The sequence below is a fragment of the Shewanella phaeophyticola genome (genome assembly GCF_025398315.1).
Lineage (GTDB): Bacteria > Pseudomonadota > Gammaproteobacteria > Enterobacterales > Shewanellaceae > Shewanella > Shewanella phaeophyticola.
The window spans coordinates 1008613-1025079 of record NZ_JAODOQ010000001.1 but is presented as its reverse complement, the minus strand read 5'-3'; the positions used below and the strand labels follow the sequence as shown (position 1 = coordinate 1025079).

The window sequence follows — 16467 nt, the reverse complement described above, 5'->3', positions numbered from 1 at the left end:
GGTATCATGCTGTTTTATTCTAGAAACGTTACCACAGGCTATGACAGAGCAAGAGACTGAAATTGAAACTCAAGCCATTATATTTGCAAAAGCAAATCGAACTCGTATAGCACGTGAACTGACCGATTTAGGCAAATATCCCGCCGATCAACTGCCGGTCTCTATCTTTATGTGTGGTTCTCCTGGCGCAGGTAAAACTGAGGCGTCAAAAGCGTTTATTGAAGTGTTTGATGAAACAGAAATTATAAGACTTGACCCTGATGAACTAAGAGTTTACTTCCAAGAATACACAGGTAAAAACTCGTATTTGTTTCAAAAAGCAGTCAGTTTTATAGTTGAACGCACTTTAGACAGAATTTTCAATAATGACCAAAGCTTTATTTTAGATGGGACGTTGTCAAACTTTGATATTGCCTGCAAAAATATTGATCGCTCCTTAATGCGAAATCGAGCAGTACTCATTATTTTTGTGTATCAAGAGCCTGAGTTAGCTTGGGAATTTGTACAAGCAAGAGAAAAGCTTGAAGGCCGTGGTATTTTACCCTCTATATTTATTGATCAATTCTTAAATTCACAAAAAGTCGTTAGGCAAGTCAAAACCAAATACGGTGCTTCGATTAAGATAGACTTACTTATAAAAAACAACGATGGTAGTACTCGAATTTACCATGACGACATTACAGCGGTAGAGCATCATATTGAGAAGGAATACACTCGCGCTGAATTAGTAAGGCTGCTAAACTTACCTCCTGAGCCTATTTCTTAGACTGTTTTTATGTGAGAAACCTATGTCGACAAATGCATCTAAAAATAAAGTTACCACATCTAAGCTTTCAGCCTTTGTTATGAGCGCAAGTTCTGCAGAGAAAGAGCGCGTGTATGCGGAGGTTATCAAGAAGGCAACTGAATCACAGAATAAGGTGATTAGTGAAGCTAAATTAATAGCCATGTAACATTTAAAACTGGATTTGTGATACCCCAAAAATAGTTCAACAATTCGAAAAATGAATTACTCAATTCAAAATTGGCACATATTAAATTGTTTACAATAAAAAATACCAGTAGATTGCACCTATAATGTTCCTGTTTTTAATAGGCGCATTATGTGCCTTTGGGGTTCAAAGGGATTCCCCTTGCCCGAGTTTATCTCCCATCTTTTTGGAACAAAAAGTGGGAGATAAACGTACCGGGTTACGTACTAGTCCCACATAATTGTGGGCTGTTTTTGCTTCGCACTCACCGACTGCGAGCCATTTTCAACAGCCTAATATTTCGCTCTCTGCTGTAGCGAAATAATTACAGCTTTGGCAGTGTTTGTGCCTCAACTGACACTGTTACTGCCAATCGAGACAGATTGTTAATTTAGCTTTAAAGTTTATTTATTAACCACACCCGATCATCAAATTTGATATTCAATTCTCTCAATATCCTTCAGCAATGCAGCAACGTTTACATCTTTGCCGTAACGACTGAAAGTGATGTTGGGATTAGCGTGACCGACAATTTGAGCAACAATATGCTCACTGATATCCAGTTGCTTCATTTCATCGATAAACGTGTGCCTAAAGCCGTAGGCGGTTGGACGCTTATTCGCTTGCATGCCGATGTCGGTTTGAAGCTTGGCGAGCTGTTTACAGTAAGTTTTTGACCAATCTTCGTTTATACCAACGGGTTTAAAATCAAACTGCTGGGTATGTGTTGATTTTCTGTGCTCAACAAACGCAATATAACCTTGCTCAAGCAAGTATTTGTGAATGGGCACATAACGTTTAGCGTTGAGGTTCTTTAATCGTTGTACAGTACCGCTGTCATCAACGCTAATGCAGTGTACGCCATCGATTAGTTTGATATCTCCAGGTTTGAGCTGGCAAGCTTCTGAAGGCCTTAAACCACCATAAAGCATCAAACGGGTGACCCATTTGAAATCGGTTGTTGAAGCCTTAAATGATGAGCTGCTAAGTAGGCGTTTAAGCTCAGTATGCGTCCAGCGGTCTCTAGCTTGATTCGGTTTAGCTTTTGGTTTTTGACCGACAGTAACGCTTTCAAAGGGGTTGCTGGTGCAGTAATTCATTAATTGGCACCACTTAAAGAACTGAAATATGGCAGCTAAGTACTCTTTATTGCTTTTGTAGCTTCGGCCTTGAGTCAGCAACTCATCGCGATAGGTCATCGCATCAGCACTGGTTATATCATGCACGCATTTTCTCTCAGCTTTGGGTGTAGATTTTGATGATACGGTATCAATAAAATGCCGAGCACGCTGCTCAAGCTGCTTGATAGAGAACGGCCTAATGGCTGATTTTTGTTTTGAGATAATAAACGCACTTAATGCTTCGTTTAACCCAATAACAGGCTTTGCTTGCGCAACAGTGGTGGTTTCACGATATTCCGACAACTTAGTGTCTCTGATTGGGATGGAATGAGTTTTTTGCGTGATGTTGAACGTAATATCAGAATCATCAACATCAAACTGAGCTCTAAGATTGTTAATGACCTCATCGACGTAGCGAATAAAGTCGTTAATACGTGTTTGATGGTCAATAGACTTGATGATTTTTTTGAGTGTTCCGGCAACTTCAATGTTGCGGATAACCGCTTCTGCTCTGTCACGAGTCAGTAAGGAGACTTTTACGTCAAAGGGGAAGCCCTTGTCGCGTAAATATTTGGATAAACAGATACGTGTAAACGGCGTTTTTCAAGACAGTTGTCGCCTAAATTGTTAAGCAGCTTCTTTGTGTTGCTCTGGATTTAACTCCACAGCCCCTATGGGCTGCCAGTTTCGCTCTTCTTTTGACCATCGTTCTGGATGTTCATTTCTTTTTGTCTGATACAACACTTTTCGCTTCGCCAGTATCTCTACATCAAGACCATCATGTCTCTGGTTTGGTGTCACAAACTTAATCCTGCTATGTCGATGCTCATTGTTGTACCAATAAACAAATTCTTTTACCCATTTACGCGCTTCATCTAACGACTTAAAACCTTCGCTAGGCCAACGTGGATGATACTTTACCGTTCTAAACAGTGATTCTGAGTACGGATTATCATTACTCACCCTTGGGCGACTTCGTGAGGTCACAACGCCTAAATCGTACATCTTAGCTCGCATCGTTAGGCTCTTCATGGGCGCGCCATTATCAGAGTGCAACACGACATCTTTCTTCAAGCATTTCTCTGCCCAAACGCTACGCTCTAGCAGTGCTGCTGCTTGCTCACCTGTTTCGCTGTAGTGAACTTCCCAACCGACGATTTTTCGACTGTAAATATCTTCAATCATGTACAGATAATAGTGTATTCCTATCACCGTTGTAGGCAGGTAACTGATATCCCAACTCCACACTTCGTTCGCTTTTTTAGCCGTATAACTGGTTGGCTTTTTATGAACATTTCTCGGCTTAGCTTTGCCTCGGTGGTGCAGCATGTTTTTAGTATGTAATACACGGTAAAAACTCGACTCCGAAGCAATATACTCACCTCTATCGGCGAGTATCGGGACAATTTGGCTTGGTGGTAATGAGGCAAACTCTTCACTATTACACACATCAATCACGGCTTGTCTTTCAGCATGACTCAGTTTATTTCCAGGCTCTGGCCTCATTGCGGTTGGCCTTTTATCTGCGCTAATCTCACCGCCTATTCGCCAACGCTGTAAGGTTCTACTTGATAATCCAATCACGTCACAGGCCTTATCTTGTCTCGCGCCTGATGCTACTGCTGTACTGACCCACTGCGCGTGCTTCTGCCTATCGGTCAGCGAAATCAGTCTTCCTCTTTTTCCTTCCAATAGGCATCGAACTTTTTTCCGAGTACGAGTAAAGCAGCCGCTTCCGCTAACGCTTTATCCTTTCTACGTAACTCACGTTCTAGCTCGTTAATGCGTTTTTTGTCAGTCTTTTGTCCAGGTGTTGTCTTGGCTTTACTTGTCAGTGTTGTGCTTGTATTACCGGCAATGCAAGCTTGCTTCCATCCGTTGACTTGCTCAGGATATAACCCCTTAGCTCGGCAATATTCACTTAACTCAACTGCCGACAGAGAGGCTGTTTCCAATACCACTGAAAACTTTTCTTCACTTGACCACTTATCCGATGAACTGACTTTTGACACGTTTAACCCTGAGGTATTAAATTGCTTTTGCCAACTATACAGGGTTGAGAGATTAATGCCTTCTTGCTCTGCAAACTTACGAACCGACAAACCACTTTGACTAAACTTGTTTAATATAGCTTCTTTAAATTGACCTGAATGCCTTTGATAATTCACTTGCTGTAACTTACCGCTCCCTGTTTATTTGTAAATTAATTGAGGCGACAACTATCCTGACACAGGGGGTAAAGTATACGTTGTTGGGTGCTCGATAAAGATACATTGTCTGAGTCAATCCTTATGGAGAGCCCCTCAAACGCCAGAAACAAAAAAAGCCGTTGATAATCAACGGCTTTTCTCGTATTTAATGTGGCGGAGGGATAGGGATTTGAACCCAAGCAAACAGACACAAAATAAAATTAAAATTCATTATAATCAATAACTAATCGAAAAATCACATCTCAGATAGTGAACATTCGTAGTCGATATATGACATTTAAATATTTATCGAGTAGGTTGTCAATGTTTAACGCCCATAGCAGGCGCATTTATGTAGGTGATTGTTTTTAATGCCAGCGTAGCGACCGGCATAAAAACGAGCGCCGGAATAAATGTCGACCTGGCTATGTTTGTTAGGGCTGATGTACAGCTATTTCTCTTTTAAATTCTTCTAAGCTCTCTGCATCAGGAGAGGCTTCATGGCCAATGTATCCCAAACCACTACCCAAGAACGATTGTAATTTTAGCAGTAACTCTGCGGCATATTTGGGATAAGCATCATCGGTAGAAACACCGTAGATTACATGACCATCAGCTAAAAAGAATACCATAGCATGCTCAGGCTTTGCCTCATTCAATGCCCTCCAATATATTCGGTAATCTATATCCCGTTCGTTGATACATTTCACAAGAGCTTCTTTAGCCGTACTAAATATAACATCGGAGCTTTCCGAATATTGAGGAAACTCATATTCATCGGCTGTCTCATCTCTTTCAGGAAGAAATTCATTTAGAAATTCCTCAACGGTTTTTTGATCACGTTTTTCTGAGATTACATATATGTCTGAGTACGATGGCATTTGGAGCCCTAACAGCTTATTGAAGGGCAAATGAAAATTAAAGTCGCCCTTTAACTTATTGATTATTATCATCCTACATTTGCTATCTTATTGAAGTAAAGAAATTAATTGTGTCTAACAGACAAAAACAAACCGAGCTTGCACGTAAAGTAGAATTTTGGCTCAGCACACTAAAAATTAAAGCCAATAAAATCAGATAATTACGGCTTTTCTATTTTTGATACGATACAACTAAAGAACGATTTTAAATCGTTTTTTAGTTGTAAATCGATGAAATCCCATTATAACTGTACATAAAAACAGTGCGTACCATATAAAAGTGTCCCAGCTGATTTTATCTTTCACGCTTTTGGCTTTTTCACATGCGCAGCATGTGGCTGTTGGGGTTAAGGGGTTCACCCCTTGCCCGTAGCTCCTATCCGATCTTTTTGGAACAAAAAGTGGGATAGGAGCGTACCGGGTTACGTTGTAGTCCCACATAATTGTGGGCTGTTTTTGCTTCGCACTCACTGAGTGCGAAGTGATTTAAATTGCACTTTTTACGTGAAAAGTTACGCGAAATTAACGCGAAAAAAGGTGAGAATTCGATTTCTCAACAAGATTTATTATCGATTTACTCCCGTAGGATTTGATAAGTGCTGCTGAGAAATGATGCCGCTGGTAGGTTTCATCATTTCTCAGGCTGATTATTGGTTCTGTGAGAGCAAATTTTGGCGTATAAAGTCACTCAGGATTTACTGACGTTTGTCATTTTGCCATCCTACGGTGGCCAATTAAAATAATAAATCGCTCATATAAATCAGTTTCCTCAATCGTACGGGCGTAAATTGGCACAAAAGATACCGCTAGTGACCGACTAAGCGGTATGTCGTGCCTAATACCGCATCGGCAAGTGTTCCCCTTGACCCCTTTCCACTCAAACGCTTTATATGGGTTGTAACAAATTCAGCGCGTACTCGACTTTATCTACCACGGGTTTGAGTGTTTTCACATCATATTGCTTGCCGTATCGTCCATAGGTGATGTTGTGATGAACGTGCCCGACGATTTGTGCCACCATCGATTCTTCTATTTGCAGTTGTTTCAGTTCATCAATAAAGGTGTGACGGAATGAATAGGCTGTAGGTCGTTTACCTGCGATAAAGTTAAGCTGGTCGAGTAATTTGCCAAACTCACGGCAGAACTTATGTGACCAAACGCCATCACTACTAGGTTGGTAATGAAATAACGGGCTGCTTGTTAATTGACTGGTTTTTGATGTTCGGTCATTAATGGTTTGAACGAAATCAATAAAACCGAGCTCAATTAGCTTTTGATGAAGCGGAACGGTTCGTTTTGACTGTGCAGTCTTGAGTTGCTGGCTCATGCCTTCATTTGTCACGTGAATGACGCTGATACCATCGATTACGGTTATATCATTGCTGTGTAGCTGACAAGCCTCTGAAGGCCGTAAACCTTGATACAGCATCAATAGTGTTATCCATTTAAAGTCAGGGTGTTTATCGATAAATTCTTGTGATTGCAGTACGTGTTTTAGTTGCTCAGGTTGCCAGCGCTGACGCGCTAAATCATGCCCAGCTTGGTCACTTGGCTTTGATAGCTTCACTTCATCAAACGGGTTTGCGGTGGTGTAGCGCATCAGTTTGCACCATTTAAAGAACTGCGACACCGCAGCTAAGTAGTCTTTATTACTCTTATGGCTTCGACCTTCTTCGAGCAAACAATCCTTGTATTCCATCGCCTCAGCGCTGGTAATGTCGAATACATCATCTAGGTGAGTTCTTTCAATAAAGTGGCCTATACGTTGATTAAGCTGCTTTACCGTTAACACTGAGACAGACTGCTTTTGTTTGGAGTTAATAAACTTAATTAGTGCATCCGTTAATGTGACGTTAGCGACTGAATTTGTTTGCTTTTTACTACCCGAACTTTTTGAAAATACCAAGTTTGTTGATGAGGGATAATTGTCATATGTCGCACTATTATGGGCTAATTGCGTTGGCCGAGTGGGAATAAACTGAATGATTTCCCGCACTGGCTTAGCCTTATCATCAAGCGTATCAGTTACCCCAACAAAGCCTGCACGGGCATCATTAATCAATTGATTAACGTGTTCCTTAAACACATCCGGCATTGATTGTGGTGTTAAACTGCTGATTAATGGGCGCAAGATGCCCGCAACGACAAGGTTACGGCATATCGCGATTGAGCGCTGTTTAGTGAGCAGGGATACTTTGATGTCGGCAGAGAAGCCTTTATCACGCAGATAAGCAGGCAACACCATGCGGGTGTAATAGGTACAATTTGTGGCTCTGAATAGGTACATATGTCTCAGTCATCCGTTTTGGGTCTGAGAATATGATTTTTCAAATGCTAGAAAGCAAAAAAGCCATTGATTATCAATGGCTTTTTCACTTTAGAATGTGGCGGAGGGATAGGGATTTGAACCCAGACTCTCGAATTAAATAGTTAAAATAGTCGTTTAAATTCATTTGGTTGCAGATTTTTACATCTTCAAATTCTGCAATTGCTAACTAAGATTGACTTTATTATTGAAGCTAATAAATGTCAATAAATTTGTACTATAAGTGAGTTAGAAACGGGTATTCAAAACTGATTAGCACCCAACCATCGATTTCATTTTGGTTATTGTTATCATTCATCAACCGTTTGATGTCTTTACGATTGATTTCCGTTTTCTTCGTAAACTCGCTTATTGAACCCCAAAAAGTATCCTGAGTTGCTTTTTTCATCAATTTAACAGTCCAATTAAGACTTCTGATTTGCCTACTCAAGTGTTGATGTATATCTAGTGTTGACTCCTTCAGAACATCCACTAGGCTAATATCTACGCCTAAATGACGAGCCCATAACTTTTGAGCTCTAGTGAATTTACGAGCCATTCTGATATTATTTGTTGAATAGAGTTTTAACATTAATACCAACGCACAAGGCCTACTCGCGTAGGAAAGACGATATATCGATTTGTCTTTAACGATACAGCCCTTAAATCCAAGTCTTTTATAAATTTGATCTTTTATATCGTTGCCGATTTCAGCATTAACAGAAAAACCTATCTGTGGCCTTTTTGAATCTTCGGTAAAATATCCATCACCTTCGAAAAAACCTTGCAGAAATGAATAAAAAATCTCATCTGTAGCCTGTTTAATTTGTTTAGGGAGTCCGTGAAATTTTGTCTCTTTATTTTGAGGCATCCCTAATTTATCAATCAGAAATCTTGTAAAGTGTTGACGTGATATTGTTAAATGCAATTTATCAATATCACTGTAACTACCTTGCAATTTGCATGATGGAACTTTGCTTATTATTGGAGTTCTTGAGCCATCAATGACCAAGGACTGAGCCATCTCCTCTAGGTAGTCTCGGTCTTTTTCAGAAATTCTAACCACGACTTCTTGGCCTGATGTAACTGAACCATCTGCGTATATCCAACCCCATAGGTGTGCATTTTGCGCTGTCACCACTTCAAGATTACGATAATTAATATCTGTATTTAGAAAATAATCTTTGTCTAACTTTATAGATGGCTCATTTTCTAACATGCTTTTCAGTTGAGAAGTGGTTGATCGTCCCCATGCTAATTTTGCCTGTTCCCAATCACAACCTGATTTGACCATCTTTAATACGCATAAAAACAATTCGTTTGTTGCACAGTTAATTCGACTGGCTTTATTTGAATTTCTTAAAATACTATTGACGCCATTAATCGATCTTCCAAATGTTTCTGAAATTTGAATAATAACGTCAGCACGTTTTATTTCACCAGATTCGATTAGTAGTAATGAGTTGTTATAATATTTTGAAATAGCATCATTCATCCACTTTTTTTGTGATAACAACCCCTTTTTTATCAACAAACTACTAAGAGCTTTGTAGTTGATCACCTTTCCTTTTCGACTCAAATCGAACTCTATCAACATCGATTCAAGTTGTTTAGAAGTAATTTCAGCGCCTTTCGTCACCGCTTTATATGCTAACCAAAAACGATCAAACTTTTCGTTAAAAATGTTAGCTTCACTTTGCGTTGGTGATGCCATTTCAATCCCCTTTAGATATTATCATTCAACAAATAACTGAATTACTGTGAGTTGTTAACCAATTAAACTAAATTTTCTATCTATTTGTTTCTTATTCTTTTTCCAAGGCGAAATCGATAACATTATTTGGTGTGTCACTAGATAACTCTAGATTTATTTGCAACTCTTCAATATTCAGCAACATACGAATATTCTGATAACCACCTAATAGACAATTAATCGTTTTGAAACTAATTTTTGAGTTTACTTGGAATTGAGATTCAGTGAAGTGAGGGTTCATAAACAACACATTGATAGCACGATAAATTTTATAAAGTGTATCAAGATCTGAAATGTTTGAGTTTTTCATGTACAGCAGTGTCAAACGAGTAGCCGCTAACTCACAACCAAAATCCTCTTCAGTTATGACAGCGATAATTGCACGAATAAAGTCATTTGGTATTCTCATGAATTATGTTTCCTTAAATAATAATAAAAAATAATTTATTAGCCGAAGTGGCTAAATTTCGCACTGAAGGCGTAAAAAAATTATTATTAATATTATTTAATTGGAAACATCTGGTTCAAAGAAAACCCGATGTACCTAGGCGCTCGAAGGGAGCCAAAACGTACTTTGGCCAGAGATCCTATAACACATATAAAATAAACCACGCCTACAACTAAAATGCAAGCTATATTTTAAATTTCTTAATGGAAATACCATTAACTGTCCGTGATTGCACGTAAGTATTTCTCTATTCAAACGCTATATTCTAGTAATTATAATCACTATTTAGAACGGTAAAACATCATCCTAGTTGCCCTAGTGAAGCTTTTAAAGCTTTAGATGAAGCGCGTAAATGAGTCAATGAATTTGTTTATTGGTTCAATAATTAGTATCGACGTAGCAGAATTAAGTCTGTGACAATAAACACCTAAATTCATTCCTAAGCGCTTTTAAGGCTGCAGATAATCCATTTGCACCCATAAAACAGGTTTTTTCTTAAAGAATAAAGTTCTACAACCTCAATATCCTGCCTCAAACACTCAATACTTCAGCTAGACATTTGCCAAAATCTTTCGTCTGTAACTCTTCACTTAGCCTAAAACGCCTCATATGAGGACCCCTTGTCATGTGGCGCAGCGGACGCAATCAGGGCGAGATGAGGTGCTAATGTGACCAACTCTGTAAGTACAAGTACATCTGGCTGCCGTTTCCCAAGTTCAACTCTAGCAACCCGCCTAGCATTTGCTCTGTCATCAAAAAACGATGCGGCTTGCTCGCACTTCGCAGCGAAGATGTTTAGGGATGCCGCACTGTTTCTCAAATTGTTCCGAAAGAGCTTGTAAAAACACCTTGTCCAGCGCAGAAGTGAATGACAAATCGACTACCGCCCGCCGCAATGAATTCACATCTTCAGCTACGCTAATCTGGTTGGATACTCGTCGAGCGTTCGCTTCTTTGTGTAGTTTCCCCGGTTTGACCACTGGGTCAACGTACTTTTGTTCAGTAGTCCAGCCCGACTTGATAATCTCCTCACCGCGGATGAAAGCGATAATCTCATTGAGACTATCGACAGATACCGTTATTTCTTCAGATCCGCATAATGAAATAGTTTTGCTAACTCCGTTTAGACACAGCACCCAATTGATTCCATATGTAACCAATCCCCTTACGTTCGGTTGCAAATACTTCGATATCTGCTCCGCGGCAATACGGCGATCGATACGCTTTGCCTCGATCATAACTCGCGGTTCAAGTCCATGCAGGAGGGCTATGTCGACAGATTGAGACGTTCCATGAGAGCTCGTTTGATTTAATTCGAAGTATGCCTCAAATCCCAAAGTGGAATTAGCGAAATCAACCACAGGTGCAATGAGGCGATACATAGCCCATCGCTCGGATTTTTGAGGCTTGTTCATATGCTCTTGTATTTGTCGTCTACTAAAGCTGGGCGGTCAAGTAATTGATTAATAACATCCTACATTTGCTATCTTATAGAAGTAAAATAATAAAATAGCTAACGTATAAAAACGAACTGTGTTTGTATTTTAAAATGGTTATAGCTAAGTCAAACTTAAAAATAAAAATACTGGTATCAATGGATTTCGACTTAGATTTTTAACATGCGCAGCATGTGGATTTGGGGTTCAAAGGGGGCTCCCCTTGCTCGAGTTTATCTCCCATCTTTTTGGAACAAAAAGTGGGAGATAAACGTACCGGGTTTCACTGTAATCCCATTAAAAAATGGGTTAATCTTGAAAGCTTTTCGTTGTTGTTATCAATACTCAAATAACATACTGACGGTGTGATAAATTAGCCGATTAAGGTAAAAAACAACTCCTGTACGCGCTTAATTGCATTTTTATGGGCATAAAAAAGCTAATAATTAAATACAGCAACTTTTTGTACGTTTTTTACTCTCCTAGAGAGCGAAAAATATTAGGCTCTAAAACCGCTCGCCCTCTGCTGTAGTGAAACATTTACAGTTTCTCGGAACTCGTCCAGTGCTGACCGTCACTTTTGTTCTTGTTTTGCTTGTTTTACCAGCAACTGAGCCATATTTGGCAGTGGTCGTGCCAAGTGGGGCACAAACACTGCCCAAATTGACCATACCAATATTTGTTGTGAAGCCCTAAATTAATAATATTAAATCAATCAAATGCCATCCCCTATACATCAATTTTTATATAGAACCAACTCGTTACTGCTCCTCTATCTGCTCAACTGAACACGCAATCTCTCGAACTCATCCATATCCTCATCTCCACCAAATATTTCAATTGCCACCAATAAAAATCAGTTATTCCTCACCATAAACATAACCCGTCTTGATTATCTTTAAACGTAAAAAAATCCACCTCAAAGGTGACACCTTTTAGTTAGTTTAGACTGTAAGCACGTTAGTCATTTAGAGCAAATGAGGTGACGGTAATGGTTTAATCAATCTACATTGATAAGTCATCATCTTTTTTGTTTAATTTATCATGACTTTTTTCTTTCAATTTATTCGCTAATTCAGTGTCCTCAAGTACCTCAACGAGCCTCTTAAATGCGGGTTGTAAAAAAGCTGGCAGATATTCAGTAAATTTGTAGACGATAGGAGTAAAGAATTTCTTAGTTAATTCAGGCTGCTTTTGAGCCCTGAAAAAAGTTCTAGACGCAAGCCCTTCCAGCATCGAAAACATTATAGAAGCAACTTTTCTCTCTCTTCCCTCAATCTGAGCCAGCATGCCTTCCCTTTGAGCAATATTTTCATCCACTATGATTAACCTTGATTCTATTTTTGCTAACTTGCGCTTTGTGCTAGCCAGTTGCTCATCTGCAATGTGATTGCATCTGCTGTGTTTTTAATAAAGTAACTTCAGCTTCTTTGGCCTTCTCAATCACTTGGGTGGCAAATTGAAATTCTCTGGATGATTTTGATTTCTTGCTTTCTTTCTTCATTCTTGCGAGCCGTTCATTATCAATTTGGGTCTTATCATTGAACTCTGCACGTAAACCGCAAGGTTCAAAAAGATGTTTATTGATATAATCATTAAACATTCTCTGCATATGATAAGTAATTTTTGAGCTCTGCTTTTTTGTCATGCGCCCAGACTCATTTAGACACTCATCTGATTGACCATTCTCTCGCAGATAAACGTTAATGCGTTTAATTTGTGCAACCCTTAAATCATAGTTACCAGTGACGGAATTCATTCCAGAGATATATGCGTGAACATGACCGACATGATTTTCATTAGTGAGCCGTTCATCATCATGTAATATCATCATTTCTATAGGGTAGTCAGGGTAATGAGATGAGATAAACTGCTTTAGTGCCCCCATCATATCAAGATGGCTTACCTGCTCTGCACTGATATTATTCACGGCTGGAATTTTAAATAAGACTTCTTGAAACTTAGTGGCATTGCGCGTGCGGGGCACTGGAATGAGTTTGTTATGCGTTTCTAAGTAATTAAACAGTTGCTTTACGCGCTGGTCTTTTCGCGTCATATCGAATGACTCAAAAGTATTTAGCGCCTGACAGATATCGATAGTGTCTTCTCTTGACAAAATTTGAACGATGAACTCTGCAGCCTTCCCCAAAAGCGCACCATCGCTTACCCATTTGTTCAATTTATTTTTAGCATGGGACTTTACTTTTCTGCGACTCTCATCAGCCCGGCCTTTCTCTGGCCCCTAGCAATCGTTCTTTTAGACTGTGTTTTTGCTCATCTGACAAGCTATCTAAAGCAACGATATTGCCATCCGGCAATGCAATGAGATTGTTTTGAGTTAATTCCTCATTCCATTCCGGTAAATAATGACTATCTGAATGCGATATTTTTTCTAGCTCATTGAGATGTAGCACGTTACCTTTAGGTGCATTTATTCGCAGTGAATGAGCCAGGCTTGTATTACCCATCGCTCGGCCGTTTTTATTCATAGTGCAATTAAAAATAGAGAAAAATACCGATATAAGACTCATCACATTCCCTCCCTGTCAGGCTGCCCAAGTAACTGGCTAATGCATTGCATCAATACTTGCGGGTGTTGCTGTAAAAAGGCTTTTAGCTGACTCGATGTGAGCGAAATGTCATTGTTGATAATGGTCGTTAGTGCTGATGTTTGAGCGCTGACCGAGGGAGGCGCAGTATTTTGCTTTGGTGACAATTCCCCTTGATGAATTAATGTCGATTTAATATCTGCTTCTTGAGTATTAACTTGAGTAAAAATACCGCTGAATTGTTGTTCGACTTTATTAACAAAATCCGGTGCATCCGCACACATCCACCTGGCATAGTGGATATCAATCATTGCAGTACTTTCGTGCCCTAGCTGCCTTGCAATCCACTCTTTAGATATACCAGAAGTGAGCGCTTGACTTGCAAATGTATGCCTAAGTTGGCCTGCGCCGCGGTGCTTCACTTTTGCAGATGCTAAAAATGGGGTGAAAAACGTTTTGTTAAATTGTTTTGCGCTAATGAAAGGTTGATTTGTCAGAGTGTTGTAGAAAACGAGTGATAAATTTTCTATTTTTTTCGTTTTATTGTCGCGTTGAAGCACTGATATTTTTCTAGCTTTTCGATGTCCAGTTATCAGTTTTTGTTGTGTTAATATACTAATAGCAGAAGCACATAACTCAACTGTACGTTGAGAACCTGGGGTTTTTGGAGTTTTATATTGCTTATCAACTAACGCGATTTTGACTTTGAGTTTTGCATTAATAAAGTCAATATCTTCCCAGCTTATTGCCAACAACTCACTTATACGAAGCCCAGTTAGAGCGCATAACTGAAAAGCATTTTTCCCTGACAAACAAAGCACTTCTGTTTGTGCTAACGCTGTTAATTCAGCTCGAGAGAAAGGATTAGGCTCTGCGTGGCAAACTGATAGATTTTGAACACCATCCATTGGATTTCTAACGATTACACCATCCCGAAATGCATTGTTAAATATTGCACGCAAAATGATATAAAACTCGTTGATCGACTTGTTTGCATAGCTTTTATGCAATTTTTGACGCAGCTGAATGATGTCACTGTGTGTGACAGAATCAATATAACGTTGTCCGATCAACTTAATGATTTTTGATGCTTTACAGCGTTCAGAACGTAATGTTGATGGAGCTACCTCATGTGTTCTTGATGATAAATATTGCTTCACATAATGTGAGACTGTTAAATCTTTCATTGCTTAACCTACGCAGGTCTTTGCCTGCTTTTTCTTAAGCACAGATTAACATATTATTGAACATATACAACAATCAAATTAAAAATATATCGTTATATTTCAGCACCTTATACACCTCTAGCATTTTAAAAAGTCAATATTACAACGTCATGAACAAAATAAAACATTACATAATCACAGTGTTAAATGTCATAGCGAACACGTTTAACATGACTGAAATCATCGACAACAATTTATATTATGAGTAAATTATTTTTTGAATATGCTGAAAAAGGCTGATGGGAAAGTATTAACGGTTCGTCATGACACAGTAACGTTACCGACATTGTTGAGCTGTCATAGCATGCAGTAACTTAGTCAACTTTACAGTCATCACTTTCAATACAAACAAAGTATCGCTAAATGACATTGTATATTGATGGGCAAAAATTATATTTGGCAGCTTTACCCACCTTAGCCGTTTATCTTGTGCTTAAGTGGCTTTTGCAAGTTTGAATCATACATAAAAAGCATTGATAATCGATATACCGCAAAATACTGTCATAGAGTTGTTCTAGACGTGCTTCGATAAGATTATTCTCGTAACTGCATTACGCAGCATATCGCCTCTTCTAAGGTTAAATAAACCTTCACTTTACTCAACAATCTTGTGTCTCAAGCTATTCAACCTCGAGTAAGATCGCTTTCTCGTCTGGGATTAAATCATGCACTGAGCATTCAAGAATCGCTGCAATAACATACACTTTCTCTAAGCTGATGCTTTTCTCACCGCGCTCTACGATACCAATATAGTTGAGGCTAAAGCCGCATTGCTGTGACAGGTCTTTCTGAAGTATGTCTTTTTCTTTTCTTTTTTCTGCGAGTTTTTTTCCAAACTCAATCGCAATCTTTTTTTTCATTCTTATCTTGTAGATTAAATTAAAACACACTATAGTGTGTTTTATGATGATTAATCACTTAGCTAATATCAGTTTGCCGCTGCCTTATTAGCTAAACGCTCGCCCAGGGATGCTAGCATCCCTGGGTTTATTTACTCACAACTCGAATCCTTCAAAATGACACAAGTTGATTTTATAGACATTATTAATAAACATTGCCCCGTCGTGTTTACTACGGAATATTTGTTACAAGCCCTTATCTATACGTATGAGACTGAAGATGCTGCCATTCTTCGAAAATGCATGCATAACCACTTGTATCAATTAGAAAAACACCGCTTTGTGAAACGGCTTTCTCCTAAAAGAAGTCGCAACGCACAATATGAACAACGATTCAGTCTACAAGCCCCAATTCATATGCAGCCCAAAAGGCCAGACGGTACTTTACATAAGCACACTGATAATCAGAGCATGGTAAAAAACCACTATAATGTACTTCAGCAACATATCAAGCAGTTAACACATAAACTCAATGCTTTTAAATTGCTTAGTCATAAGTTTCATTTATATAGCCCCATCATCAATGGCAAAATCAAGGTGTTAGATACCGAGCTATATGCAAAAGGCATTGAGCTCAATGCCGTCAATGAATTGATAGATGAAATCAAAAAGTGCAGTAGAGGTTGAACGTAAGTTAGCAAAAGTGATTA

The 16467-nt window shown here is 39.0% G+C and carries 14 protein-coding genes; 2 read left to right on the top strand and 12 right to left on the bottom strand.

What is annotated here, in order from left to right:
* Positions 1–40: 40 nt before the first annotated feature.
* Complete coding sequence (locus N4T56_RS04830; protein WP_261732420.1) at positions 41–766, top strand: zeta toxin family protein; 726 nt, start codon at positions 41–43, stop codon at positions 764–766.
* A 633-nt stretch (positions 767–1399) separates the two neighbouring features.
* Here N4T56_RS04830 and N4T56_RS04825 read toward each other — a convergent pair.
* From N4T56_RS04825 to N4T56_RS04770, 12 genes are all read right to left on the bottom strand, one after another.
* Positions 1400–2395 (bottom strand): tyrosine-type recombinase/integrase, encoded by a 996-nt coding sequence (locus tag N4T56_RS04825; RefSeq protein ID WP_261732419.1) that lies wholly within the window; start codon positions 2393–2395, stop codon positions 1400–1402.
* 324 nt (positions 2396–2719) lie between these two features.
* A protein-coding gene (locus tag N4T56_RS04820) for an IS3 family transposase (protein ID WP_261732418.1) occupies positions 2720–4260 on the bottom strand; the annotation gives its coding sequence in 2 pieces (ribosomal slippage) (positions 2720–3795 and positions 3795–4260; 1542 coding nt in all).
* Positions 4261–4715: 455 nt separating this feature from the next.
* Positions 4716–5162 (bottom strand): hypothetical protein, encoded by a 447-nt coding sequence (locus N4T56_RS04815; protein ID WP_261732417.1) that lies wholly within the window; start codon positions 5160–5162, stop codon positions 4716–4718.
* A gap of 925 nt (positions 5163–6087) precedes the next feature.
* Positions 6088–7488 (bottom strand): site-specific integrase, encoded by a 1401-nt coding sequence (locus N4T56_RS04810; RefSeq protein WP_261732416.1) that lies wholly within the window; start codon positions 7486–7488, stop codon positions 6088–6090.
* A gap of 256 nt (positions 7489–7744) precedes the next feature.
* Entirely contained in the window at positions 7745–9220 is a 1476-nt protein-coding gene (locus N4T56_RS04805) for an LAGLIDADG family homing endonuclease (protein WP_261732415.1), read from the bottom strand.
* A gap of 91 nt (positions 9221–9311) precedes the next feature.
* Positions 9312–9668: a hypothetical protein gene (locus N4T56_RS04800; protein ID WP_261732414.1), complete on the bottom strand. Its 357-nt coding sequence runs from the start codon at positions 9666–9668 to the stop codon at positions 9312–9314.
* A gap of 791 nt (positions 9669–10459) precedes the next feature.
* Positions 10460–11122: a hypothetical protein gene (locus N4T56_RS04795; RefSeq protein WP_261732413.1), complete on the bottom strand. Its 663-nt coding sequence runs from the start codon at positions 11120–11122 to the stop codon at positions 10460–10462.
* A gap of 1026 nt (positions 11123–12148) precedes the next feature.
* Positions 12149–12463 (bottom strand): hypothetical protein, encoded by a 315-nt coding sequence (locus N4T56_RS04790; protein ID WP_261732412.1) that lies wholly within the window; start codon positions 12461–12463, stop codon positions 12149–12151.
* Between the two features lie 55 nt (positions 12464–12518).
* Positions 12519–13322, bottom strand: a complete 804-nt coding sequence (locus N4T56_RS04785; protein ID WP_261732411.1) for a hypothetical protein — start codon at positions 13320–13322, stop codon at positions 12519–12521.
* Between the two features lie 40 nt (positions 13323–13362).
* Positions 13363–13674 carry a hypothetical protein gene (locus N4T56_RS04780; protein WP_261732410.1) on the bottom strand — a complete coding sequence of 104 codons (312 nt, stop codon included), beginning with the start codon at positions 13672–13674 and terminating at the stop codon, positions 13363–13365.
* Positions 13674–14879 carry a tyrosine-type recombinase/integrase gene (locus N4T56_RS04775; protein ID WP_261732409.1) on the bottom strand — a complete coding sequence of 402 codons (1206 nt, stop codon included), beginning with the start codon at positions 14877–14879 and terminating at the stop codon, positions 13674–13676. Before N4T56_RS04775 ends, N4T56_RS04780 begins: the two co-directional genes overlap by 1 nt.
* 659 nt (positions 14880–15538) lie before the next feature.
* Entirely contained in the window at positions 15539–15778 is a 240-nt protein-coding gene (locus tag N4T56_RS04770; RefSeq protein WP_188739076.1) for a helix-turn-helix domain-containing protein, read from the bottom strand.
* 156 nt (positions 15779–15934) lie between these two features.
* On the opposite strand from N4T56_RS04770, the gene N4T56_RS04765 reads away from it, so the two are divergent.
* Entirely contained in the window at positions 15935–16444 is a 510-nt protein-coding gene (locus N4T56_RS04765; protein WP_188739077.1) for a hypothetical protein, read from the top strand.
* The last annotated feature ends 23 nt before the right edge of the window (positions 16445–16467 follow it).